The organism is Pseudomonas sp. DY-1 (assembly GCF_003626975.1).
Classification (GTDB): Bacteria; Pseudomonadota; Gammaproteobacteria; order Pseudomonadales; family Pseudomonadaceae; genus Metapseudomonas.
The window spans coordinates 665,507-687,455 of sequence record NZ_CP032616.1 but is presented as its reverse complement, the minus strand read 5'-3'; the positions used below and the strand labels follow the sequence as shown (position 1 = coordinate 687,455).

At 62.4% G+C, this 21,949-nt stretch carries 25 protein-coding genes and 2 pseudogenes; 12 read left to right on the top strand and 15 right to left on the bottom strand.

The window, feature by feature from the left end:
• Positions 1-148: 148 nt before the first annotated feature.
• The 5 genes and pseudogenes from D6Z43_RS28530 to D6Z43_RS28525 form a co-directional block, all read right to left on the bottom strand.
• Positions 149-346 carry a cytochrome c biogenesis protein CcdA gene (locus tag D6Z43_RS28530; RefSeq protein ID WP_305955722.1) on the bottom strand — a complete coding sequence of 66 codons (198 nt, stop codon included), beginning with the start codon at positions 344-346 and terminating at the stop codon, positions 149-151.
• Entirely contained in the window at positions 343-987 is a 645-nt protein-coding gene (locus D6Z43_RS28230) for a cytochrome c biogenesis CcdA family protein (protein WP_256660938.1), read from the bottom strand. The genes D6Z43_RS28530 and D6Z43_RS28230 overlap by 4 nt, the downstream gene beginning before the upstream one ends.
• Positions 988-1,026: 39 nt before the next feature.
• A pseudogene (locus D6Z43_RS03500) lies at positions 1,027-1,242 on the bottom strand (TlpA disulfide reductase family protein); the annotation flags it as partial.
• A gap of 494 nt (positions 1,243-1,736) precedes the next feature.
• Positions 1,737-3,116 (bottom strand): hypothetical protein, encoded by a 1,380-nt coding sequence (locus tag D6Z43_RS03495; protein WP_162945796.1) that lies wholly within the window; start codon positions 3,114-3,116, stop codon positions 1,737-1,739.
• Between the two features lie 265 nt (positions 3,117-3,381).
• Positions 3,382-3,498 (bottom strand): annotated as a pseudogene (locus D6Z43_RS28525) (site-specific integrase); the annotation flags it as partial.
• 102 nt (positions 3,499-3,600) lie between these two features.
• Here D6Z43_RS28525 and dusA point away from each other — a divergent pair.
• A complete protein-coding gene (gene dusA, locus D6Z43_RS03485) occupies positions 3,601-4,617 on the top strand; it encodes a tRNA dihydrouridine(20/20a) synthase DusA (protein ID WP_120650469.1) in 1,017 nt (338 codons plus the stop codon).
• Here dusA and D6Z43_RS03480 read toward each other — a convergent pair.
• On the bottom strand, positions 4,587-4,973 hold the full coding sequence (locus D6Z43_RS03480) for a hypothetical protein (protein WP_120650467.1): 387 nt from the start codon (positions 4,971-4,973) through the stop codon (positions 4,587-4,589). The two genes, dusA and D6Z43_RS03480, sit on opposite strands and share 31 nt — an antisense overlap.
• Before the next feature lie 285 nt (positions 4,974-5,258).
• Here D6Z43_RS03480 and tal point away from each other — a divergent pair, with 285 nt between their 5' ends.
• The gene (gene tal / locus D6Z43_RS03475) at positions 5,259-6,185 is read left to right on the top strand and encodes a transaldolase (RefSeq protein WP_120650465.1); all 927 of its coding nucleotides are present in this window, start codon (positions 5,259-5,261) and stop codon (positions 6,183-6,185) included.
• 65 nt (positions 6,186-6,250) lie between these two features.
• Here tal and rssC read toward each other — a convergent pair whose 3' ends face one another.
• Positions 6,251-6,733 carry an anti-sigma factor antagonist RssC gene (gene rssC, locus D6Z43_RS03470; RefSeq protein WP_077526154.1) on the bottom strand — a complete coding sequence of 161 codons (483 nt, stop codon included), beginning with the start codon at positions 6,731-6,733 and terminating at the stop codon, positions 6,251-6,253.
• Positions 6,730-7,914, bottom strand: a complete 1,185-nt coding sequence (rssB, locus tag D6Z43_RS03465) for a two-component system response regulator RssB (protein WP_120650463.1) — start codon at positions 7,912-7,914, stop codon at positions 6,730-6,732. The genes rssC and rssB overlap by 4 nt, the downstream gene beginning before the upstream one ends.
• Positions 7,915-8,130: 216 nt before the next feature.
• On the opposite strand from rssB, the gene D6Z43_RS03460 reads away from it, so the two are divergent.
• Positions 8,131-8,430, top strand: coding sequence for a PilZ domain-containing protein (locus D6Z43_RS03460; protein ID WP_120650461.1), 300 nt, complete (start codon positions 8,131-8,133; stop codon positions 8,428-8,430).
• 70 nt (positions 8,431-8,500) lie between these two features.
• On the opposite strand, the gene D6Z43_RS03455 is transcribed toward D6Z43_RS03460, so the two are convergent.
• Entirely contained in the window at positions 8,501-9,202 is a 702-nt protein-coding gene (locus tag D6Z43_RS03455; protein ID WP_120650460.1) for a VacJ family lipoprotein, read from the bottom strand.
• Positions 9,203-9,327: 125 nt separating this feature from the next.
• Here D6Z43_RS03455 and D6Z43_RS03450 point away from each other — a divergent pair, with 125 nt between their 5' ends.
• The 3 genes from D6Z43_RS03450 to D6Z43_RS03440 all read left to right on the top strand — a co-directional run bounded on the left by D6Z43_RS03450 (position 9,328) and on the right by D6Z43_RS03440 (position 10,924).
• Entirely contained in the window at positions 9,328-9,732 is a 405-nt protein-coding gene (locus D6Z43_RS03450; RefSeq protein ID WP_371924321.1) for an acyl-CoA thioesterase, read from the top strand.
• Positions 9,733-9,787: 55 nt separating this feature from the next.
• On the top strand, positions 9,788-10,528 hold the full coding sequence (locus D6Z43_RS03445; RefSeq protein WP_120650456.1) for an HAD family phosphatase: 741 nt from the start codon (positions 9,788-9,790) through the stop codon (positions 10,526-10,528).
• 132 nt (positions 10,529-10,660) lie between these two features.
• Positions 10,661-10,924 carry a DUF4404 family protein gene (locus tag D6Z43_RS03440; protein WP_120650454.1) on the top strand — a complete coding sequence of 88 codons (264 nt, stop codon included), beginning with the start codon at positions 10,661-10,663 and terminating at the stop codon, positions 10,922-10,924.
• 43 nt (positions 10,925-10,967) lie between these two features.
• Here the strand turns inward: D6Z43_RS03440 and queF are convergent, their stop codons facing one another.
• Positions 10,968-11,801, bottom strand: a complete 834-nt coding sequence (gene queF / locus D6Z43_RS03435) for an NADPH-dependent 7-cyano-7-deazaguanine reductase QueF (RefSeq protein WP_120650451.1) — start codon at positions 11,799-11,801, stop codon at positions 10,968-10,970.
• A 163-nt stretch (positions 11,802-11,964) separates the two neighbouring features.
• Here queF and D6Z43_RS03430 point away from each other — a divergent pair, with 163 nt between their 5' ends.
• Positions 11,965-12,645, top strand: a complete 681-nt coding sequence (locus tag D6Z43_RS03430; protein ID WP_120650449.1) for a heavy metal response regulator transcription factor — start codon at positions 11,965-11,967, stop codon at positions 12,643-12,645.
• A complete protein-coding gene (locus D6Z43_RS03425) occupies positions 12,645-13,994 on the top strand; it encodes a heavy metal sensor histidine kinase (protein WP_120650447.1) in 1,350 nt (449 codons plus the stop codon). Before D6Z43_RS03430 ends, D6Z43_RS03425 begins: the two co-directional genes overlap by 1 nt.
• Before the next feature lie 49 nt (positions 13,995-14,043).
• Here the strand turns inward: D6Z43_RS03425 and D6Z43_RS03420 are convergent, their stop codons facing one another.
• Positions 14,044-14,874: an undecaprenyl-diphosphate phosphatase gene (locus D6Z43_RS03420; RefSeq protein ID WP_120650445.1), complete on the bottom strand. Its 831-nt coding sequence runs from the start codon at positions 14,872-14,874 to the stop codon at positions 14,044-14,046.
• Between the two features lie 270 nt (positions 14,875-15,144).
• Here D6Z43_RS03420 and D6Z43_RS03415 point away from each other — a divergent pair, with 270 nt between their 5' ends.
• The 3 genes from D6Z43_RS03415 (at position 15,145) to D6Z43_RS03405 (ending at position 17,928) form a co-directional block, all read left to right on the top strand.
• Complete coding sequence (locus D6Z43_RS03415; RefSeq protein ID WP_120650443.1) at positions 15,145-16,779, top strand: methyl-accepting chemotaxis protein; 1,635 nt, start codon at positions 15,145-15,147, stop codon at positions 16,777-16,779.
• A 64-nt stretch (positions 16,780-16,843) separates the two neighbouring features.
• Positions 16,844-17,410, top strand: a complete 567-nt coding sequence (gene pnuC, locus D6Z43_RS03410; protein ID WP_120650441.1) for a nicotinamide riboside transporter PnuC — start codon at positions 16,844-16,846, stop codon at positions 17,408-17,410.
• The gene (locus D6Z43_RS03405; RefSeq protein WP_120650440.1) at positions 17,407-17,928 is read left to right on the top strand and encodes an AAA family ATPase; all 522 of its coding nucleotides are present in this window, start codon (positions 17,407-17,409) and stop codon (positions 17,926-17,928) included. Before pnuC ends, D6Z43_RS03405 begins: the two co-directional genes overlap by 4 nt.
• A 129-nt stretch (positions 17,929-18,057) precedes the next feature.
• Here D6Z43_RS03405 and D6Z43_RS03400 read toward each other — a convergent pair whose 3' ends face one another.
• Genes D6Z43_RS03400 through D6Z43_RS03385 form a run of 4 tightly spaced genes read right to left on the bottom strand, consistent with a single transcriptional unit; the run spans position 18,058 to position 20,667 of the window.
• Positions 18,058-19,380, bottom strand: a complete 1,323-nt coding sequence (locus tag D6Z43_RS03400; protein WP_120650438.1) for a sensor histidine kinase — start codon at positions 19,378-19,380, stop codon at positions 18,058-18,060.
• Positions 19,377-20,045 carry a response regulator transcription factor gene (locus tag D6Z43_RS03395; protein ID WP_120650436.1) on the bottom strand — a complete coding sequence of 223 codons (669 nt, stop codon included), beginning with the start codon at positions 20,043-20,045 and terminating at the stop codon, positions 19,377-19,379. The genes D6Z43_RS03400 and D6Z43_RS03395 overlap by 4 nt, the downstream gene beginning before the upstream one ends.
• Entirely contained in the window at positions 20,045-20,359 is a 315-nt protein-coding gene (locus tag D6Z43_RS03390; RefSeq protein ID WP_120650434.1) for a PepSY domain-containing protein, read from the bottom strand. The genes D6Z43_RS03395 and D6Z43_RS03390 overlap by 1 nt, the downstream gene beginning before the upstream one ends.
• Positions 20,359-20,667, bottom strand: coding sequence for a PepSY domain-containing protein (locus D6Z43_RS03385; RefSeq protein ID WP_077526139.1), 309 nt, complete (start codon positions 20,665-20,667; stop codon positions 20,359-20,361). The genes D6Z43_RS03390 and D6Z43_RS03385 overlap by 1 nt, the downstream gene beginning before the upstream one ends.
• Before the next feature lie 170 nt (positions 20,668-20,837).
• On the opposite strand from D6Z43_RS03385, the gene D6Z43_RS03380 reads away from it, so the two are divergent.
• Positions 20,838-21,917 (top strand): patatin-like phospholipase family protein, encoded by a 1,080-nt coding sequence (locus D6Z43_RS03380; RefSeq protein ID WP_120650432.1) that lies wholly within the window; start codon positions 20,838-20,840, stop codon positions 21,915-21,917.
• Positions 21,918-21,949 lie beyond the last annotated feature (32 nt).

The following is a 21,949-nucleotide window of genomic DNA, read 5'->3' as shown; positions in this document are numbered from 1 at the left end:
TGATCACCGTCAATGCTCACTAGCTGACTCGGTATTGAGTGATCGAAGGCGGTCTACTTCTTGGGGAGTAATGCTCGCTAGCCGATCCTGCCGAGGATGGGGAACACCTCCAGCAACCACCAGGCGAAGTCGGTCAATTGCCCGATGATCATGGCGCCCCCATGAGGATCAGGATGACGCCGGCGCCGATGTGAATGGCCCCACTCCAACGCCGCAGGCGTTTGAGGTGGGCCAGAAACAGATTGGTGAACCAGGCCGTCAGCAGGAATGGAAGTCCCAGGCCGAGCGAGTAGATCGACAGCAGTTCAACACCACTGGTGCCGGTTCGGTCGGTGGAGGCGCTCAGCGCCAGGATGCTGCCCAGGATCGGACCAAAATGCAGGGTGTCCAGCCAAAGGCGGACGCCATGCCCAAGACGTAGGCCGCTAGCGGACCGCCACGGGACTGCAGTTGATGGACGAAGCGCACGTCTCTGTTTAGCCAGCGGGGGGGGTGATCAGGCCGGCAATGAACAGGCCGAAAGCGATCACGATGACGCCGCCAAATCAGGTTGGTCTCCTGTCGATAGGCGATCAGCAGCCGGCTCATGGCGGTGGTGCCGGTGCCCAGCGCAATGAAGATGGTGGAAAAGCCCAGCACGAAGCACAGGCTCATGCCGATCACCACCAACCGTTCCCGGCGGGTTTCCAGGACCTGCAGTTTGTACACCGAGCGGCCGACAATGAAGCACATGTAATCGGATACCAAGGGCAGTACGCAGGGCGATAGGAACGAGATCATGCCCGCAGCAAGCGCGCTCAGAATGCCAATATCGCTAAGGCTCATCACGGACGCTCGGGGTGGAGGCCGGTACGCCCGGACATACTCAATGACCTCCGGGCTGTCCCGCTCGGCCTTACCTGCTTTGCGGCCGATTTCCCGCACCTCGCGGTCCAGCATCAGAGTGACCGGCAAACCGAAGGCGCCGAGGATTTGAATGGATTGCATCCGCTCATCGACGAAGATCTCGAGGTGCTGAATACTGATCTACCGATAGAAGTCCCGTATGGCCGGTACGCCGTCGTGCTCGAGCGAGAGCGCTACGACTTGAGAATCGTTGCCCCCGAGATTCGCCTGTAGGCAATCCAGGGTCGGCATTTCCTGATAGCAGGGTGCGGACCAAGTGGCCCAGAGGTTGAGCAGGAGCACCTTCCCTCGGAAATCGGCCAGGCTGCGAGGCTTCCCCTCACCATCAACGACGCGGACGTCCTCTGCCCCGGGGCTCGGGCCAGATGAGCATGCCGGCTTGTGTGCGTGGTTCGGATGACTGTTGGGCCAAGGTAACGGGTTGTCCGGCTGACATCAGGAGCAGGCACTGCAGCAACCAGAGGGACCAGCGACACCCCTACGGTCAAAATACCCCCTGCCCCAGGGACTGGTGCTTTGAATTGGGCAGGCCATCTCACACCTTTAGCGGTAATCGCTGTGAACCAGCTAACTGGTCACCGCCGTTGTCCGGCGCCGTCTAGAGGGTCCTCAGAAGGCCGCCGTGGGCATCTAAATCAGGCCGGCTCGGCTCCGCCGGCCCTGAAGGGTGGCTGTGGGCGTGGCCGGCTCCGGCCCCGTCAGCATCGACAAGTCGACCACGCGCATCGAATTGGCCATCAAGGCGGTGCCGGGCGTCTCGTTGGCATTGGGCCGAGCGATTTACCGGGAGGCGCTACATCCGCCCTCACCGTTCTGGCGACGCTGACCGGTTACGGCAGCGTGAGCGATATGAGTGCCGACTCGAAGTTTCCGCTGTAGGTCGTGCTGCCGGCCGGTACGGACGCCCCGTGTGGCGGAATCGAAACCGTGCCTGCCGGATCCACGAGCGCTCCCGTAGGGGTCGCGACGGTGAATTTCGGCGCGGACAATTTCAGCGATGCGTCCAGCAGCGAATACGGCGGGCCCTGGCTCGTCGTCGCCGCAAGCCGCACCGTGTTGTCGGCCGCAGCCGCAACCCCGCCGCCGCTCTCGAAGCCGGTGCCACCCCAGGTTGCCGCGGCCGTCACCTTCTTGCCCGTCGATTCCAGACGCGCGACGAATGCATCCTGGAATCCAACGCCCAACACCGTCGTCGTGCCGGCGAGAAGAATCGAGCCGTCGGGCGCCACCGCGATGCCTTCACCGGTGTCGCCGCCCTTGGTGCAGCATTCCTTGCCGAACAACAAGCTACCATCGGACCCGATCTTCAGGACCAGCGCGTTGATGCCGATGATGCCGCCGCCCTTCGCCGCCTGGATGGCGCCAGCCGTGTAAATGGACCCATCCGCGGCGGCGGCCATTCCACCGCGCGCATCCACGACCTCGCCTGCTCCGTACGTCCGCGCCCAGACCAGGGCGCCCGCTGACGTCAGCTTCAGCACCATCACATCGAACTGGGAGAGATCGTTTCCCCGCAGTTTCGAACTGGCCGCGTAGATGCTGCCGTCTGGCGAGACAGTCATCGCCTCGAAGCCGGCGGCATTGTCCCAGAGCCGTTGCCAGACAAGAGTGCCCGTCGGATCGAACTTCAGGACGAACACCCCGGCGGAACTCGGGCCGAAGCTGGTTGTCCGGCCCGCGACGTAGACGGAGCCGTCGCTGTGCGTCGCCACCGCGCCGGCGCTATCGGACTGGTTACCGCCCCAGGCCCGCACCCAGAGCAGGTTGCCGTTCGGATCGAATTTCATTAGCACGGCGTCTCCGCCACCGTCTGCGGTGATGCCGGCCACGTAAACTGATCCGTCGGCAGCGACCGCCACAGACGCATCCGTCACCCCGACGATGGTCGGGCCGTTCCAGATCCGCTGCCAGATAACTGCTCCATTCGAGAGCTTGACGATGAACATTCGCGTCGCGGGCTGGCCGAACTGGTCGAAGGCAAAGCTATCCGTCGAGCCGACGAGGTACGCGCTGCCATCGGCGGCCGTGGCGACAGCGGTTGCGACTTCGGCTCCAGTCCCCCCCCATGTCGTCTCGGTGAGCAAGACCTGCCCGTGCGCCGGCCTTTCTGCAAGTGCCAGCAGGACCAAAACCAAGCTTGCAAACAGCACCTTCCCGACCGCGATTCCATTCCGTCGTACTGGCGAGGGACGAACGCAGGTATGCGTCATGGCGTTTCTCCTGTTAGGAGCGAAAATGACCTGGACGGCGCTGATGGGATATAGCTGAACCGCTCGAAGCGTGTGGTCGGCCACCAGCTGCACGCCACGACAGCGCAGTACGAGCAGCACGAAGGTTTCCAGGTTGCCAACCTTCAAGTGTAAGACAGCGTGCAGAACATTCCAGAAATTCGGGGTAAACAGCGTCCAATAGTTTCCACCCCTGGGTGGGCAACCATCCGGCCTTTTGGCCGGAGAATCCGGGGTGTTATCGATGCTTGCGGTCGAAGGTTTGGCTTTCCTGATAAACTACCGCCCCTTCGCGCTTGATCCTGATCTACGCCGTGTAACCAATACCGCCGCTTTTCCGCGGCCTCGCCGTGATAGTCCCCATGCCTCTCTCTCGGTGCTACATGACTCTCCCGCAGTCCTACAATGTAGCGCCGACATCTGAGTAAAGGCCGGAAATGGGCCTTCACGGCTGGAAACGAGACATATGACCAGCCTTTCTAAACCGGCCTCTGCGCTAGCATCCACGCGCCCTGCCCTGTCCCGCCGCTTCTCCGTTGCGCCGATGATGGACTGGACAGATAGGCACTGTCGTTTCTTCCTGCGCCAGCTCTCCCGGCATGCCCTGCTCTACACCGAGATGGTGACCACTGGCGCCCTGCTTAATGGCGACCATGAGCGCTTCCTGCGTCACGACGAAACGGAGCACCCGCTGGCGCTGCAGCTGGGTGGCAGTGTGCCAGCGGAGTTGGCTGCCTGCGGGAAGATGGCCCAGGACGCGGGCTATGACGAAGTGAACCTGAACGTCGGCTGCCCCAGCGACCGCGTGCAGAACAACATGATCGGCGCCTGCCTGATGGGCCATCCTGCCCTGGTGGCCGATTGTGTGAAGGCGATGCTGGATGCGGTGGAGATCCCGGTGACGGTAAAGCACCGGATCGGCATCAACGGCCGCGACAGCTACGAAGAGCTTTGCGACTTCGTCGGCAAGGTGCGCGACGCCGGTTGCCGTAGTTTCACCGTGCATGCCCGTATCGCCATCCTGGAAGGCCTCTCGCCCAAGGAAAACCGGGAGATTCCACCTCTGCGCTATGACGTGGCAGCACAGCTGAAACGAGATTTCCCGGATTTGGAAATCATCCTCAACGGCGGTATCAAGACGCTGGATGAGTGCCGTGGCCACCTTGAGACCTTTGATGGCGTGATGCTGGGCCGCGAGGCCTACCACAACCCCTATCTGCTGGCCGAGGTGGATGCCGCGCTGTTCGGCGCCGCAGGTCCGCAAATCAGTCGAGTCGAAGCCCTCGAGGCCATGCGTCCTTATATCGAGCGCCACATCCAGGACGGCGGCGTGATGCACCACATCACCCGCCATGTTCTCGGTCTGGGCCAGGGGTTCCCTGGAGCCCGGCGCTTCCGCCAGTTGTTGTCAGTCGACGTGCACAAGACCGCCGACCCGCTGGCACTACTGGATCAGGCCGCCGGGCTGCTGCGCGGCCGCTGAGCCAAGATCGAGGCTTCCCAGGCCGGCGCCAGGCAATATCGGCTGCCGCCTCGGGCAGCCACCAGGCCACTGTCCACGATCCTTCCCAGCACCAGGCGCACGCTGACCAGGGACAGCGGTTCGCCCGCGTCAACCAGGCGTTCGTGGAGAAAGCGACTGGGGATGTCATCGCCTTCCAGGAAGACCTGGCAGAGGATCTCCAGCACCTTGAGGCGCGGCATGCTGGTCTTCAGCCCCTCCTGCTGCAGCATCTGCCGCAATTGACGTTGTTCAAGGCTCGGTGGGCTCCTTTCGACCTTCAGGCTGATGTGCTGCGGGACGATAGGCTTGGCCCGGAGCAAGGCGTGTACTCGCATTAATATCTCCTTATTGATCAAGGACCTGCGTACTGCAGAGCCTCTGGCCGAATCTCCCTGCTGCCTGTTTCTCGAAATTTTCGGGGTCTCACAGATGTAGACGGACGAGTGCGGAAAAACCGCAATGAAAATGCGAAATCTTTTTCTCTCGGGAACCTGAGCCCCCCTTTCCCGAGTCTCTTGATATGGGCAGGCCAATGGCCTGTAAAAAAGCCCTTACGCCCCCGTTGAGCAGCCCCTGCGGCTCGGGTAAGGTCAGTCCATCCGCCACGACAAGGTTTCGCCATGACCTCCAAGCTGGACCAACTCAAGCAGTACACCACCGTCGTTGCCGACACCGGCGACCTGGATGCAATCGCCCGCCTGAAGCCCGTCGACGCAACCACAAACCCTTCCCTGCTGCTGAAAGCCGCCGCAATGCCACGCTATGCCGAGCTACTCGACAAGGCGGTTGCCGTAGCCGGCGCTGACCTGGGCCTGGCTTGCGACTGCTTTGGCGTAGCTGTCGGCCAGGAAATACTCAAGGTAATTCCAGGCCGCATCTCCACTGAGGTGGATGCCCGCCTCTCCTTTGACACCGATGCCACCCTGCGCCGAGCCGAGCGTCTCATCGGTCTGTACGAAGAAGCCGGCATTGGCCGCGAACGCGTGCTGATCAAGATCGCTTCCACCTGGGAAGGCATTCGCGCCGCCGAACAACTGGAACGTATGGGTATCCAGACCAACCTGACCCTGCTGTTCACCTTCGCCCAGGCGGCGGCTTGTGCCGATGCTGGGGTGTTCCTGATTTCCCCCTTCGTCGGCCGTATCTACGACTGGTACAAGAAAGCCGAGGGCCGCGACTACGTTGGTGACGAAGACCCGGGCGTGCAGTCCGTCTCGCGCATCTACCGCTACTACAAGGCCAATGGCTACGGGACCGTGGTAATGGGGGCGAGCTTCCGCAACCTCGGGCAGATCGAAGCCCTCGCCGGGTGCGACCGCCTGACCATCAGCCCCGAGCTGCTGCAGAAGCTGGCAGACGACCAGGGCGCGCTCGGACGCAACCTGGCGCCAGGCAACGTAGCAGAAGCCCGCGTTGTGTTGGACGAAACAGCTTTCCGTTGGCAGCTGAACGAAGATGCCATGGGCACCGAGAAGCTGGCCGAAGGCATCCGCCTGTTCGCGCGCGACCAGGAGAAACTGGAAGCCCTCCTCGCCTCGCGTCGCTGAAACGAGAACGCGCGCAGCCTTTGTGGGCTGCGCGCGTTCTCATTTAAGGAAGAATACGCGACGGATCAGCTGCGTTCGAGGGCACTGACCAGGTCGTGGAAGGCTTCACGATTGGATTCGTTGAGCCCCATGAGAATGCGGTGGGCCTCCAGCACCTTGGTGCGGACCACATCCTCGGTTTGATCCTGCGGAGGCAGATCCTCAAGACACTCAGGGCAAGGCACTGGCGTCCCAACGATATTGAACACCTGATCGAATCCCATCGACTGCAGCAGCCGTGTGATGTCGGGATGGGTGGTCACTACCGTGGGCAACAGTCCAACCTTCTGCCGCGAAAGAATCGACAGTTTGGCCAACAGGCCAAGCGTAGTGCTGTCGATACTCTGGGTTTCGGTCAGGTCGATCACGATCGCCGAGAAATTCAGCGCCGAGAAGATCTTTTCAATGGTCGCATCCAGGGCCGAACACAGGGTCAGTCGTATTTCTCCGACGAACTTCAGGACGAATGTCCCTTCCTGCTCGGCAAACTGGATTTTACCGGTACTCATGCAAGGTTCCTGCTCAACACCAGCAAGGCGATATCATCCGGCATCTCGCCCAGGCTGGCCAGCCCAAATACTTGTCGCAAGCCATCCAGACTGCCACCTGCCTCACAGACCATATCTGGTAGCGCGGCTTCTTTATCTTTGAGGGTATCCCCAGGCAAAAGGTCCAGGATCCCATCGGAGAGCAAGGTCAAGCTGAAAGACGACGGCAGGTCGATGACACGGTCATCATAGCTCGCCTCTTCAAACAGCCCCACCGGCAAACCTTTGCCCGCCAGGTAAGTGGCCTTGCCCTCGCTGTAGAGCACCGGCAGCGGCAGGTGCCCGCCAATGCTATAGGTCAGTTGGCCATTCTCTTCGTCGATCACGCCACCCAGCATGGTCACGTGCTTGCCCAGCTTGGTGTTGATCAGGCCACGGTTGATGTGCCCCAACACCTCGGAAGGCTTAAATTCGGGCAGCATGCCATTGCGCCGGGACTCGTAGAGCAGGCGCGTCGTCATGAACTTGAGCAGTACGGTTACGAACGCCGAGGAAGCGCCATGGCCGGAAACGTCCGCCAGATAGAAGGCAACCCGACGCTCATCTACTCGAAAGTAGTCGACGAAGTCCCCGGAAAGGTACAGCGACGGAATGATCTGGTGGGCAAAACGCAGGCCGTCCACTTCCCAGGGCGTCACCGGCAGCATGTTCATCTGCACCTGGCGCCCGGCGTTCTGGTCTTCCTGCAGCAAGTGCAAGCTGGCTTGCAATTCGCGGTTGGCCGACTCCAGCTTCTCGCGGTAGCGGCGGTTCTCCAGACGCAGGGCCGCACGATCGAGAGCGCGGCGCACCGAGTGCTCGAGAACGGCCAGGTCTTCCAGGGGCTTGATCAGGTAATCCGCAGCCCCCAGACGCAGGGCTTCGACCGCGTCGCTCATGACGCCGGCACCGGAGACCACGATAACCGGGGTTTCTGCTTCCAGTTCGGAAATGCGACGGATCAGCTCCAGGCCATCGACCTGAGGCATGCGCAGGTCGCAGATCACCAGATCCGGGCGCTCCTGCTCGAAAACCTGCAGCCCTTGCAGGCCGTTACTGGCCTGCCGAACGCTGAATCCACTGTCTTCCAGATAGGCCGCGAGGCTCGCGCGCACTACCTCGTCGTCATCAATAATCAGCAGCTTGGCACTGGGATTGTGCATGGAGTATCCAGGCAAACGGCGCCAGGGATGGGTTGTTGTAGCACCCGACCTAAGGCCCGAGCACGAGTACGGGGGTTCGCTTTACGGCGCAGACGGTACTCCCATCCGCAGGGCGATTCAAGCTTGCGCCGCGAGTTGGACTCTGCCTTTACACCCAAAATCGCTGGAAGTTATAAGGGGTTCGGCCCCACTCCATGACGACAAGAGGATCAGCGCGTGAGCCTGGACGACCGCAACTACAGCGAGAAGCGCGATTTTATAAGGATGCAGGTGCAGACCAAAGCCGTCCTGGAGCACGCCGGCCAGCAGTACCCTGCCCTTTGCCTGGACCTTTCCAGCAGCGGCATGCAGCTCGAAGCGAGCGCCAAACTCAGCGTGGGAGATTGCGTTCGGGTGCTCATTCCTTCCGAGCACAGTTCGCTCAAGGGGCTGGAAGCCGATGCCGAAGTGGTTCGCATCGGCGAAGGCACGGATGGCAGTCGCTTCTTCGGCCTGGCCATTCTGGCTCTCCGCTAGGTGCAATAGCTGGAAACGAAAAAGGCGACCTCGGGGTCGCCTTTTTCATGCCGCTGATTCCGGCTGGGGCTCAGAAATCGTCTTCGACCTCGCCGTCCTTGACCTTGAACTCGCGGTTCTGCAGGTAGGCATTGCGAATGAAGATGTACTTGTCGCCGGTAATCAGCTTCTCGGCTGACAACAGGCTGGCGCGGGTATCCACCACGTCCACGGCACGGGTGACGTTGCGGGTCGGCACATGGTCGATGTAGGGATAGGGTTCGAGGAACGAATCCGGCACCTTGCCGCCGGCATCGCGCACGGTGCTTGGGCCGAGGAACGGGATGACCAGGTACGGCCCGCTGCTCACGCCCCAGTAGCCGAGCGTCTGGCCGAAGTCTTCATCGTTGCGCTGCAGGCCCATCGTAGTGGCCACGTCGAAGAAGCCCAACAGGCCGAAGGTGGTGTTGAACACCAGGCGGCTGGTGTCGACACCAGCATTGTGGAACTTGGCCTGGAACAGGTCGTTGGCCAGATTGCCGACGTCACCGACGTTGTTGAAGACGTTGTGGATCCCATCTTCAAGGAACTGCGGGGTCACGGTCTGATAGCCCTTGGCAACGGGTTTCAGGGCGTAGGTATCAAGGGTGTCATTGAAGCGGAACATCACGCGATTGAAACCCTCCCAAGGGTCCTCTTCCGCGGCATTCGCAGCGATGGGCAGCACTGCCAGGGTGACACAGGCTAGAGCACGGCCCAGACGATCGAGCCACCGAGCGCCGATCAATTGCATTGCAGACTCTCCTTGAGAAAAGTAGTGTGGCGGCCCGCCGCCGCCACCCATGAGAAAGGCGCGCAGTATAAGGCCATCGCCCCATTTGGACAGCATAGCGAACAGCCAGCATGCCGGAAAAAACCTTGCTTCATGTTGCTCACATTCCCGTCCGCTGGGGTGACATGGACAGCTACGGACACGTCAACAACACCCTTTACATCCAGTACCTGGAAGAAGCCCGGGTCGCCTGGTTCGAAAGTCTGGGCATCGCCATGAACAATGTGTCCCAAGGCCCCGTCGTTCTGCAGACCCTGCATACCTACCTCAAGCCGGTGGTGCATCCCGCCACTGTTGTCATAGAGCTCTACGCTGGGGCCGTGGGCAAAAGCAGCCTGGTGCTGGAACACCGCCTGAGCACTCTGGAAGCCCCGGCGACGCTCTATGGCGAAGGGCACTGCAAGTTGGTCTGGATCGATCACGCAACCGACAGATCGGTACCGGTGCCAGATGACCTGCGCCTGGCCATGGGGGCCGGCAAGCGGCAGTAACGTTGCTGTCATCCCGAGCCGCTAGCCTGCGCCAGACCTCGTCAGGATGACGCAGATGCCTCAAAGCCAATCGCCCGCCTTCACCGCCTTCCTCTTCGGCCTCTCTGGCTGTCTCGTGGACTTCGGTGCCCGCACCCTGCCCCTTGCCCTGGGCCGACTGCTGCCAGACTGTCCGGCCCCGCGTCTGGCCGAAGCCGCCGCCCTACCTCCACGTGCCGCCCTCGACCATGCGCTGGGAGCTCCTGCCAGCGAAGCGCTGCACCAGGCCTTCCTGCAACAGCTGCTGGACGCCGCCAGCGAGCACGCTGAAGCCGTCCCTGGCCTGGACGAGCTGGCGGCGCTCGTCGATGGCTACGGAGTGCCCTGTGCCTGGCTCGACGAGTTGCCCGCGCAGGTGTGTTGGCGTCTGGCTGCGCCCCTCCCCGCCTGGATGAAGGGCAGCGAATCCAATGGAACACGCCCCTGGCCAGCGCCAGACAACTGCTGGCAAGCGCTGTCTGGCCTTGGTGTACCGCACCTCGACGGCTGTGTGCTGGTGAGCGCCAATCCGCGCCTGCTGGAATCGGGATTGAACGCCGGAATCTGGACCATTGGCCTCGCCGCCAGCGGCCCCCTATGCGGGCTGGCACCGGCGGACTGGCGAGCCCTGGATGGCACAGAGCGCGACCGCCTGCGTGCCACTGCCACCCTGGAGTTGTATCGCCTGGGCGCCCATTCAGTGATCGACCACCTTGGCGAGCTGGCGCCCTGCCTGGCAGACCTCGCCTACCGGCGCGAGAAGGGCGAAAAACCCTGACCCCCAAACATTTGTTTCAGGCTTGATCCGAATCAGGCAGGTCCGTCTTGCCTGGATTAATCTCTAAGGCATGAGGGACCTTTGAATTCCTCAGAAGGTCCACTCCTGAGACATTCGCAAAGGGAGAAAGACATGCCTGAACGCCTGCAGCAGCAACTGCAACAACTGCGCGACCAGTTGGCCGAGGAACCGCCGCTGGATGCGGAGGAGCGCGCATCGCTGATCGAGTTGATGCAGGAAATCGAACTGCGTCTGGCGCACGATGCCGCCATGGCGCCGGACGCCAATCTGGTGGACGGGGTCAACCTGGCCGTCGAGCGCTTCGAGACCCGTCACCCTACCCTTGCCGGGACCTTGCGCAACATCATGCAAAGCCTCGCGAACATGGGTATCTAGCCTCACCACAAAACAAAACCCCGACTTCGAGTCGGGGTTTTTGTCACTGCCGAACCAGACGACGATTGTCAGTCTGCACCGGATGGGTGCTGCGGTAGGGATTGATATCCAGTCCGCCGCGACGCACATAACGCGCATGGACGGTCAGCACTTCCGGCTCCAACAGCCGCTTGAGGTCAAGGAAGATGCGCTCAACGCACTGCTCATGGAAGTCAGCATGCTGGCGGAAGCTCACCAGGTAGGCGAGGAAGCTCGCGTGATCCAGGCGCCTGGACCCACGATATTCCACCACCACCGTGCCCCAGTCCGGCTGGCCGGTGACCGGACAATTGGACTTCAGCAGATGACTGTGAATCGCCTCGTCCACCTGCCGGCCGCCTTCGGCACGAAGCAGTTCGGGCTGCGGGTGTTCGTAACGGTCGATGGCGATATCCAGCTCGTCGATGCAGACGCCGGGCGAAGCCGCGACACCTTCGGCTTCGACCTCGGCCAGGCTGCGCACCCGTACGGCGACCGGAGCACCCGCTGCCGCGCTCAGGTCCCGCGCCAGCACCTGCTCAAGCTCGGAGGCATTGGCAAAGACGGACTGGTTCAGCGAATTGAGGTACAGCTTGAACGACTTGGATTCGATGATATTGGGCGAATCAGCAGGAATGGCGAACTCGCTGATCGCCACGACCGGTTTGCCGGACGGGGTCAGCCATGACAGCTCGTAGCAGTTCCAGAAATCCACGCCCTGGTACGGCAAGGTCGCGACAGTCAGGCCCAGTTCGTTCCACTTGGTCACGCGGGAGATGGGAAACAGCAGCTCCGGGCTGTAGGTGCTGACGTACTCGCTGGACTTGCCCAGCGGCGAGTGTTCGGCGGGGTGATGCATTGACGGGAAGACCTGAAGTGCGGAAATCGCGCAATTGTATACAGCCGCGCGGTTGCTGAAAAATCCACGGCACCAACGGTGCTCCTGCATTACAACTTTGTCAGCTTGCCCCGCGCATTCCAAAGGCGCGATATAACGCGCCAGCCCAAGCAACGAGCTCCTCATGAAACTACTGATAATCGAAGATGAACCCAAGACCGGCCAGTTCCTGCGCCAGGGCATGAGCGAGGCCGGCCTGGCTGCCGACCTCGTCACCAACGGACTGGAGGGCCGCGACCTGGCACTCGCGGGCGGCTATGACCTGATCATCCTCGACGTGATGCTTCCCGGCCTCGACGGCTGGCAGGTACTGCGCAGCCTACGCCAGGCCGGGCTGCAGGTGCCGGTGCTGTTCCTGACCGCACGGGACGCGGTGGACGAGCGCGTCCACGGCCTGGAACTCGGTGCCGACGACTACCTGATCAAACCCTTCGCCTTCGCCGAACTCCTCGCCCGTGTGCGCACCCTGCTCCGCCGCGGCGCCAGCGCCCCGCAGGAATCCAGCCTGGAGTTCGCCGACCTGCACCTGGACCTGCTAAGCCGCAGGGTCGAACGCGGCGGCCGACGCATCGACCTGACGACCAAGGAGTTCGCCCTGCTGGAATTTCTGCTGCGCCGCCAGGGCGAAGTCCTGCCCAAGACACTGATCGCCGCCGAAGTCTGGGACATGCATTTCGACAGCGAAACCAACGTAATCGAGGTCGCCGTCCGCCGACTGCGGGCAAAGCTCGATGACGACTTCCCCACCAAGCTGATCCATACCGTGCGCGGCATGGGTTACGTGCTGGAGGCGCGCGAAGGCTGATGCGCAGACTCTCACTCACCGCCCGCCTGGGCCTGCTCTTCGCCGCGTGCACGGCGGCCGTCTCGCTGATTGCCGGCGTCCTCTTCAGCCGCGCCAGCGAAGCGCACTTCGTCGAACTCGACCAGCAATTGCTGGAAATCCGCATGACCGCGTTTCGTGCCCTGGTCAATGACGTCGACAGCCTTGCTGCTCTGGCGCCCCGACTGGAGGCTCTGCAGACAGAGCTGCGTCTGCATCCGGACCTTGCCTTGCGTCTGGAGGGCCGCGACGGCAACTACTGGTTCAACAGCGCGGACGGCCTGCGCGCACCAGGTCGTGATGGGCTGCATGACTGGCAGCAGGATGGCATCGACTACCGGGTGTACAGCGCGCCATTGCGGCCCCAGGACCCGGATTCGCCGCGCCTTTCGCTAGCGCTGGACATCACTCATCACCAGCATTTCCTCGAACGCATGCAGCGGCTGATCTGGCTTACAGTGGGGCTCTCCGCCCTTGCCACGGCGCTGCTTGGCGCCTGGGCTGCACGTAGAGGCCTACGCCCCTTGCACCGTATGGCCGAAGTAGCCGCTGGGGTGTCTGCCAATTCCCTGACCGCTCGGCTGGCGGACGATCAGGTTCCCCCGGAGCTGGTGGAACTGGTGCGCGCCTTCAACGCCATGCTGGCGCGCCTGGACGACACCTTTCAGCGGCTCTCGGCCTTCTCCGCCGATATCGCCCATGAACTGCGCACACCGTTGTCCAACCTGCTGACCCAGACGCAGGTAATCCTCAGCCAGGATCGCTCTTCAGATGAATATCGCGAGACCCTGCATTCCAACCTGGAAGAACTCCAGCGCCTGGCGCAAATGGTCAGCGACATGCTGTTCCTGGCGAAGGCCGAGCACGGCTTGCTGGCCACCAACAGAAAGACACTGGAGCTGGGCGACGAATTGGACGTGCTGCTGGATTACTTCAGCCCCCTTGCCGAGGAGGCGGAGGTGACCATGGTCCGCCATGGCGACGGCCAGTTGAACGCCGACCGGGAAATGCTGCGCCGTGCGCTATCCAACCTGCTGGACAACGCGCTGCGCTTCACCCCGCAAGGTGGCCGCATCGAAGTAGAGCTGGTCAGACACACCAACGGCCTGAACCTGACGGTGGCCAACAACGGCGAGGATATCCGCCCGGAATTGCTGCCGCGCCTGTTCGACCGTTTCTTCCGTGCCGACCCCGCGCGCCGCGAAGGTCGTGAGCATGCCGGCCTGGGCCTGGCCATCACCCGCTCCATCGTGCGCGCCCATGGCGGCGAAATCCGCTGCGAATCCGCCAATGGCTGGACACGCTTCATCCTCGAATTCCCCACCCCCTGAAACGCAGAAGGCGCACCATGTGGCGCGCCTTCCCGGCACATCAAACCAATCAGGGCTGTGCAGTGGACCAGTCGATCAGCCCCAACTGCCAGGTCGCCAGGATCAACAGGCCGAAGCCGATGCGATACCAGGCGAACGCCGCGTAACTGTGGCTACCAATGAACTTCAGCAGACTGCGCACGGCGATCATGGCGAAGATGAACGACACCACGGAGCCCAGGGCGAACACCGGCAGGTCGCTCGGCTGGAACAGGTCGCGATACTTGTAGCCCGAGTAGACTGCCGCGCCGACCATGGTGGGCATGGCGAGGAAGAAGGAAAACTCGGTGGCCGCCTTGCGCGACAGACCGAAGAGCAGCCCGCCAATGATGGTCGCACCCGAGCGGGAGGTGCCCGGAACCAGCGCCAGGCACTGTGCGCAACCAACCTTGAGTGCATGCTTCCAGGTCATTTCATCTACGGATTCGGCCTCTACGCGATGCTGACGCTGCTCCGCCCAGAGAATGACCACGCCACCGACCACCAGGGCCGACGCAACGGTGATGGGGTTGAACAGGTAGTGGTGAATGATGTCGGAGAACGCCACCCCCAGGATCACTGCCGGGAAGAAGGCCACCAGCAGGTTGAGGGTGAAGCGCTGGGCGTTGCGCTGTGTGGGCAGGCCGACGACGACGTCGAAGATCTTGCGTCGATATTCCCAGACAACTGCGAGAATGGCTGCGAGCTGGATGATGATGTTGAAGGCGATCGCCCGTTCACCGGTGAATCCCAGCAGGTCCGCGACCACGATCTGGTGGCCGGTACTGGAGATCGGCAGGAACTCCGTCAGGCCCTCGACAATCCCCAGAATGATGGCCTGCAAGGCCGTCCACAAATCCATCGAAAATCTCCCCCGAGGCGCGCTCTTCTGGCGGCCTTTTCGTTACGTGCATGCAGTTGGCTGGTGGCGCAAATGTGCGGTTCGGCGATGAGACCGGGCACCGACGTGCGGGTTCCGGGGACGAACGAGCCTTCAGCTTTGCCCCGAAGCGCCGAAATGCTAACAGAGAGCCCATTGGAAATCGCGGCTAAAGGCTGATTGAAATCAGCCACGCGGACTGCTCTGCTTCAGGCACGTAACCAATAACAAGAAACCAGGAGTTCCCGCCCCATGCACAGCTTGCGCAACCTGCCGATCAGCCGCCGTCTCTGGCTGATCCTCATCGTCGCGGTATTCATGCTGGTCACCCTTGGCGTGCTGATGCTGCAGCAGATCTACGACGACCTCTACCAGGGTAAGGAGCAGAAGACCCGCCATGTGGTCGAGACCGCAGTGGGCGTGCTGCAGTACTACCAGTCCCAGGAAGCCGCAGGCACCCTGCCCCGCGAAGAAGCGCAGAAGCAAGCGATGCAGGCAGTCCGCGTCCTGCGTTACGACAAGGGCGACTACTTCTGGATCAACGATCTGACGCCGCGCATGATCATGCACCCAACCAACGCCAAACTGGAGGGCCAGGATCTCTCCGGCTACAAGGACCCGGACGGCAAGGCGCTGTTCAATGAAATGGCGCGCGTTGCCAAGGCTCAGGGCGCAGGCTTCGTCGAGTACCGCTGGCCCAAACCGGGTGCGAGCGACCCGGTGCCGAAGGTTTCCTACGTCCAGTTGTTCGCCCCCTGGGGCTGGGTAATCGGCTCGGGCATCTACATCGACGACATGCAGGTGGAGTTCCGTGATCAGGCCATGCGCGCCTCATTGGTGGGATTGGCCATTGCCATCGTGATGGCGCTGCTGGTCATCGTCATCGCGCGCAGCATCACCCGTCCGCTGGACGAAGTGGTTTCCGCGATGGCCAACATTGCCAGCGGCGAGGGCGACCTCACCAGCAGCCTGGATACCCAAGGCCGCGACGAGATCACGGCCCTGGGCGGTCACTTCAATGCCTTTACAGGAAAACTGCGAGGCGTGATCCGCCAGTCCCTGGACGCCGCAAACGCCCTCGACCAGGCCGCGAGCAGCCTCGACGGCATTGCCAGCAACGGGCTGCGCCAGAGCGAGCAGCAATCGCTGCAAATGGAGCAAGTGGCCACCGCCATCAACGAAGTCACCTACGGCGTGCAGGACGTGGCGAAGAACGCCGAGCATGCGGCCAGTGAAGTGCTTCACGCCGAAGAGCAGGCGCGCCAGGGCCATGACAACATCGACAGCAGCCTGCGACAGATCGACCAACTCTCCACCACCATCACCAAGGCGGTGGACGTCATCCAGACGCTGGCTCAGGAAAGCGCCCAGATCGGCAGTGTGCTGGAAGTGATCCGTTCAATTGCCGAACAGACCAACCTGCTGGCACTGAATGCCGCCATCGAAGCCGCCCGGGCCGGCGAGCAGGGCCGTGGATTTGCCGTGGTGGCCGATGAAGTTCGCCTGCTGGCCCAGCGAACCCAGAAGTCGACCGCAGAAATCCAGGTCATGATCGAACGCCTGCAGCAGAACTCCGCGGCAGCAGTTCAGGTGATCGACGAAAGCAACCGCGCCTCCCGCGCCACGGTGGACCAGGCCAGCCAGGCCGGCGAGAGCCTGGCGCAGATCGCCCAGGTGCTGCGCACCCTGACAGGTCTCAACGCCTCGATTGCCAGCGCTACGTTGCAGCAATCCCACGTGGTGGAGGACATCAACCAGAACGTCACCCAGGCTGCCGGCCTGGCCCACGACAGCGCCAGTGCGGCCGAACAGACCACAGGCGCCAGCCAGCGCCTCGGACAACTGGCCGAGCAGCTCAACCAACTGCTGGGACAGTTCCGCGTGTAGCTGTCCCAACCGAAACTGGAGCGAGCCGTTACAATCGACGGCTTTCTTCCATGGAATCGACCGGGTGTCCCCTCTCGAACTCATCGCCGCCAGCCTGGGCGTGCTGGCGGTCTGGCTCACCGTCAGGCAGAACCCGTGGTGCTGGCCCATCGGCCTGGTCATGGTTCTGATGTACAGCTGGATCTTCTTCGAAGTGAAGCTCTACTCAGACATGCTCCTGCAACTGGTCTACGCCGTTCTTCAGCTCTACGGCTGGTGGCAATGGACCGACGGCGGCACGCTGCACAACGGTCGTCAGGTCAGCCGCCTGGGCACGCAACCGCTAGCCTTGGGTGTTTTTTCCGGAGCCGTCGGTAGTCTTGTGTTGGGATTTGTCATGGCAACCTGGACCGACGCCGCAGCGCCCTGGTGGGATGCCGCGCTCACCGCCTTCAGCCTGGTGGCCCAGTTCTGGATGGCACACAAGCGTGTCGAATGCTGGCTGCTCTGGATCGTGCTGGACGTGCTTTTCGTCCTGCTCTTCCTCAGCAAGGGGCTTTATCTAACCGCCGCGCTCTATGGGCTTTTCACCCTGCTGGCCGTGCAGGGCTGGCGCACCTGGAGGCGCGAGCTGGCGCCAGCCGCAGCATGAAAGTGCTGGTACTGACGGGGCCTGAATCCAGCGGCAAGAGCTGGCTGGCGGCGACGATCCAGGCTGAATTCGGCGGCCTGCTCGTGGGGGAGTACGTACGCCACTTTATCGAGCGCGAACAGCGTGACACCTGTTATGCCGACATCCCAGCCATTGCCCGCGGCCAGCTCGAATGGGAAGACAATGCCCGCGCCAAGGCGCCGCCCCTGCTGATTCTCGATACCCACCTGCTCAGCAACATCCTCTGGAGCCGCAAGCTATTCAAAGACTGCCCAGAGTGGCTGGAGCGCGAGCTACTGTCGCGCAGCTACGACCTGCACCTGTTGTTGAGTCCGCAGCGCGTTGAATGGGTGGACGACGGCCAGCGCTGCCAGCCTGAATTAGCGGATCGAATGACGTTCTTCGAGGATTGCAGGAGCTGGCTGGATGGCACCGGCCAGCGATATGAAGTGATCGAAGGGGACTGGCAAAGCCGCCGTCTGCAAGTGCTGCAACGGATTGCTCGTTGGCTGCGCTGATGCGAGGCGCTGCAAATCAATGTAGGGGCGAACTCATTCGCCAAGGGCAGCACAGCTGCCCCATCGAGGTTGAAGGGCGAACCTTCGGTCCAACTGGCGACTGAAATCGTCCCCACAGGAGAAGCGCCCCTACGGTGTCATTGCCGCAGGGAGTTCGATCCTTACCCGCAATCCACCCAGCGGACTTTCCTGCAGGCTCAGGCGACCATTCCAGGACTCGACTATGTCTCGCACGATGCCAAGCCCCAGGCCGTGACCCGCCACCTGCTCGTCCAGGCGCGCGCCACGGCCGATGACTTCTTCGCGCTTGTCTTCGGCAATGCCCGGGCCGTCATCGTCCACCATCAGGCTGTAGCCATCCGCTCCGCCACGAATCGTCAGGTTGACCTGGGTTTCCGCCCATTTGCAGGCGTTATCCAGCAGGTTACCGAGCAGCTCCAGCAGGTCTTCCCTGTCCCAGGGCAGGCGCAGGCCTTCGGGGACGTCCCAGTCCAGGTCCAACCCACGTTCATGGATCATCGCCAGGGTGGAAAACAGGCCTGGTAGCTCTTCGGCGCAATCGAAATGCGCCCCAGGCAACGCCTCCCCCGCCAGACGCGCACGTCCCAGTTCACGGCCCAGGCGCTGCTCGATCTGCTCCAGCTGTTCGCGCAGGATCGCGCGCAGCTCCGGCTGGTCACGCAGCTCTTCCCGGTTGGCCAGGCTGACGAGCACCGCCAGCGGCGTTTTCAACGCGTGCCCAAGGTTACCCAGGGCGTTGCGGGAACGCTTGAGGGTGTCTTCGGTGTGACTGAGCAGCCGGTTGATCTGCGTTACCAAGAGTTCCAGCTCATCGGGCACCTGGCTGTCCAGCTCGCTGCGTTGCCCCTGTTGCAGCTGGGCGATCTGCTGGCGAACCTCCTCCAGCGGACGCAAGGCCCGGCGCACGGTAATGCGCTGCAAGGTGAGGATCAGCAGCAGTCCGGCCGCGCCAAGGGCGAGGCCCATCCAGCGCACGCGACGAAAGCTTTCCAGCACGGGGGTGTAGTCCTGGGCGACGACTATCCGTACCTGGCGACCGAAGCGGCGATAATCACCGCGCCAGGCCAGCAGCTCCTGATCATCGGGCCCTGGCAACAAGCCTTCGGCCAACCCCTTGTTCGCTGGCATAGGGAGTTCGGCATCCCAGAGCGAGCGCGAGCGCCAAGGTTCGTCATCCAGCTGGATGATGAAATAGCGGCCGGAATAAGGCTGCTGATGGGCAGGATTGAGTCGTTTTTCATCAAGCTGGATGCCGGTCTGGCCACGTACCAGAGAGCCCAGCAGGAGTTCGGCCTCACTGCGCAGCCCCTCGGCCAGATAGCGTCGCAACCCCAGGTCGAACAACCAGAGGCTGGTCTGCGCCAGAACCAGCCCCACCAGTAGCAGCACGCCGACCAGCCCAAGGCTGAGCCGACGCTGGATCGACCTCATCGGCCCTCACCGGTGAATCGATAGCCCTGCCCTCGTCGCGTCTCGATGACATCTCGGCCGAGCTTGCGTCGCAGGTGATTGACGTGCACCTCGATCACATTGGAATCCCGCTCGGTCTCGCCGTCATAAAGATGCTCGGCCAGGTGGCTCTTGGAGAGCAGTTGGCCGGGGTGCAGCATGAAGTAGCGCAGCAGGCGGAACTCAGCGGCGGTGAGTTGCACCTCTTCTCCATTACGAGTGACGCATTGGCGCCCTTCATCCAGCTGCAGGCCTGCCGCTTCCAGCTGCGGCTGGTTCGCCATTCCGTGCGCGCGACGCAGCAGCGCCTGGATGCGCAGGGCCAGTTCCTCGGGATGGAAGGGCTTGGTCAGGTAGTCATCGGCGCCGGCCTTGAGACCATCGATGCGCTCCGCCCAGGAGCCACGTGCAGTGAGGATCAGCACGGGTGTCGACAGGCCGCCGGCGCGCCATTCCTGCAAGACCTCGAGCCCAGGTTTACCAGGGAGGCCGAGGTCCAGGATGATCAGGTCGTAGGGCTCGCTGGCCCCCTGGTGCAAGGCATCGCGGCCGTCGGCCAGCCAATCCACGGCATAGCCTTGACGACCGAGGCTGGTGGTCAGCTCATCGGCCAGGGGTACATGATCCTCTACCAGCAACAACCGCATCAGTCGTCTTCCTCGTCCTTCAGAATGCGCCCGTCACGGGCGTCCACTTCCAGTTCACGCACCGTGCCATCGGTGGTGACCAGTTCAACCTCGTAAATGTAGACGTCGTCTTCCTCTTCCAGCTCGGCCTCCAGCAGGCGCGCCCCGGGGTAAAGCCCCAGGGCGCTGCGCAACAGCTGTTCGAGTGGCAGGATGACACCCTCTTCACGGAGCCTGAGGGCTTCGTCCTGATCCAGATCCCTGGCCATCGCCTCAAGTGCGAAGACGGCCAGGATCAGGGCGATGATCCCACTGTAGCGAAGGATCCAGCGCATCAGTCGTCCTGATGATCCTTGAGGATCTGGCCATTGGTGGCATCAAGCTCCAGGTCCCATTGCACGCCCTGGGCGTCGCGCAGCTCAACCTGGTAGATGTAGCGGCCGTACTCCTCTTCCAGCTCGGTTTCGTTGATGGTGCCGCCAGCGTGCTTGGCCAGCGCTGCGGCATTGAGCTTCTCGAACGACTGGATGGTCCCGGCGTCACGCAGCTTGAGGGCCTCGTCCGGGCCAAGGTCACGCGCCTGGGCAATACCGGCAGTGGCGGCGAGAGTAGCAAGGGTGAACAGGGCAGCAAGCTTCTTCATGGGTAATCTCCTCGGGGGAATGAGTGCTTTCGATGGGCTCAAGATACCGGGGACGACTTAATTGAAGCTGAATTCCCATTAAGACTTGGGAAGGATCATTCATACCCTGAAGAAGCTTGGCCTTGACGGGGTGGCCACTATAATCGCTGCCTTGCTTTCAGGAGCCCTGTATGAGCGCCATCCAGATCAAGTTCCCTGCCCTCACCCTGCGCGCTGGACGCCGCGCCCAGGCGCACATTCGTGGGCAGGGCCTCAAGCCTGCCGATGTCGGCATCCTGCCGGGTGCGGCTGGCGGCCCCAAGGCACTGGGAATCCAGGGCCTGGACCTGGCGCTGTTTGGTGACTGGCTACCACGCTACCCGCGCGAACGCGCACTGATCGGTGCCTCCATCGGTTCCTGGCGTTTCGCCAGTGCCTGCCTGCCGAATTCAGTCGACGGTATTCGCCGGCTGGGCGAGCTCTACACCAGCCAACGCTTCCCCAAGGGCGTGAGCATGGCGGAAGTCAGTCGCCTCTGCGGCCTGATGCTGGACGACCTGCTCCAGGACCAGGATGCCCAGGTACTCGCCAACCCCCATTACCGCCTGAACGTGGTGGTGGTGAAGAGTCACGGCCTGCTTGCCCATGACCGGCGCAGTGCACTGGGGTTGGGGCTGTCATCGGTAATCGGCAGCAACCTGCTGGGCCGCCCGCATCTGGCTCGTCACTTCGAGCGGGTCATCCTCCACGACACGCGCCAGGCACCACCGCTGACGACGCTGTCCGATTTCCCCTCGCGCTATCACACGCTGGACGCGAGCAACCTGCGCCATGCCCTGCTCGCCTCCGGCTCGATCCCCATGGTGATGGAAGGCGTGCGCGATATCCCAGGCGCCGGACCAGGCACCTACCGCGATGGCGGCCTTCTCGACTATCACCTGGACCTGCCCTACAACCCGGGCGGCGTGGTGCTCTATCCGCACTTCACCGACAAGGTGGTACCCGGCTGGTTCGACAAGGGCCTGCCCTGGCGCAAGGGCAATGCCGAGCGGCTTCAGGACGTGCTGTTGATTTCTCCGTCACGCGAGTATCTGGCCACGCTACCTCATGGCAAACTGCCCGACCGCAAGGATTTCAAGCGCTATCTCGGCGACGATGCCGGGCGCGAACGCTATTGGCGCAAGGCCATGGCCGAAAGTCAGAGACTGGGCGACGAATTCCTCGAACTGGTGGACAGCGGGAAACTCGCGGAGCGATTGCAGAACCTATGACCTGAGACGCATGGAGCGAAAGGAGTACAGGG

Excerpts from the sequence above, each read along its gene's own strand:
- D6Z43_RS03390 (WP_120650434.1), bottom strand. The coding sequence starts at position 20,359 with ATGCGCTGGATCCTTCGCTACAGTGGGATCATCGCCCTGATCCTGGCC.
- D6Z43_RS03445 (WP_120650456.1), top strand. The coding sequence starts at position 9,788 with ATGCCTCAAAGCCAATCGCCCGCCTTCACCGCCTTCCTCTTCGGCCTC.
- D6Z43_RS03400 (WP_120650438.1), bottom strand. The coding sequence starts at position 19,380 with ATGAGGTCGATCCAGCGTCGGCTCAGCCTTGGGCTGGTCGGCGTGCTG.
- D6Z43_RS03425 (WP_120650447.1), top strand. The coding sequence starts at position 12,645 with ATGCGCAGACTCTCACTCACCGCCCGCCTGGGCCTGCTCTTCGCCGCG.
- D6Z43_RS03385 (WP_077526139.1), bottom strand. The coding sequence starts at position 20,667 with ATGAAGAAGCTTGCTGCCCTGTTCACCCTTGCTACTCTCGCCGCCACT.
- D6Z43_RS28230 (WP_256660938.1), bottom strand. The coding sequence starts at position 987 with ATGCAATCCATTCAAATCCTCGGCGCCTTCGGTTTGCCGGTCACTCTG.
- D6Z43_RS03380 (WP_120650432.1), top strand. The coding sequence starts at position 20,838 with ATGAGCGCCATCCAGATCAAGTTCCCTGCCCTCACCCTGCGCGCTGGA.
- D6Z43_RS03415 (WP_120650443.1), top strand. The coding sequence starts at position 15,145 with ATGCACAGCTTGCGCAACCTGCCGATCAGCCGCCGTCTCTGGCTGATC.
- D6Z43_RS03455 (WP_120650460.1), bottom strand. The coding sequence starts at position 9,202 with ATGCAATTGATCGGCGCTCGGTGGCTCGATCGTCTGGGCCGTGCTCTA.
- tal (WP_120650465.1), top strand. The coding sequence starts at position 5,259 with ATGACCTCCAAGCTGGACCAACTCAAGCAGTACACCACCGTCGTTGCC.
- D6Z43_RS03395 (WP_120650436.1), bottom strand. The coding sequence starts at position 20,045 with ATGCGGTTGTTGCTGGTAGAGGATCATGTACCCCTGGCCGATGAGCTG.
- D6Z43_RS03480 (WP_120650467.1), bottom strand. The coding sequence starts at position 4,973 with ATGCGAGTACACGCCTTGCTCCGGGCCAAGCCTATCGTCCCGCAGCAC.
- D6Z43_RS03405 (WP_120650440.1), top strand. The coding sequence starts at position 17,407 with ATGAAAGTGCTGGTACTGACGGGGCCTGAATCCAGCGGCAAGAGCTGG.
- dusA (WP_120650469.1), top strand. The coding sequence starts at position 3,601 with ATGACCAGCCTTTCTAAACCGGCCTCTGCGCTAGCATCCACGCGCCCT.
- queF (WP_120650451.1), bottom strand. The coding sequence starts at position 11,801 with ATGCATCACCCCGCCGAACACTCGCCGCTGGGCAAGTCCAGCGAGTAC.
- rssB (WP_120650463.1), bottom strand. The coding sequence starts at position 7,914 with ATGCACAATCCCAGTGCCAAGCTGCTGATTATTGATGACGACGAGGTA.
- D6Z43_RS03440 (WP_120650454.1), top strand. The coding sequence starts at position 10,661 with ATGCCTGAACGCCTGCAGCAGCAACTGCAACAACTGCGCGACCAGTTG.
- D6Z43_RS03430 (WP_120650449.1), top strand. The coding sequence starts at position 11,965 with ATGAAACTACTGATAATCGAAGATGAACCCAAGACCGGCCAGTTCCTG.
- rssC (WP_077526154.1), bottom strand. The coding sequence starts at position 6,733 with ATGAGTACCGGTAAAATCCAGTTTGCCGAGCAGGAAGGGACATTCGTC.
- D6Z43_RS03495 (WP_162945796.1), bottom strand. The coding sequence starts at position 3,116 with ATGACGCATACCTGCGTTCGTCCCTCGCCAGTACGACGGAATGGAATC.
- D6Z43_RS03420 (WP_120650445.1), bottom strand. The coding sequence starts at position 14,874 with ATGGATTTGTGGACGGCCTTGCAGGCCATCATTCTGGGGATTGTCGAG.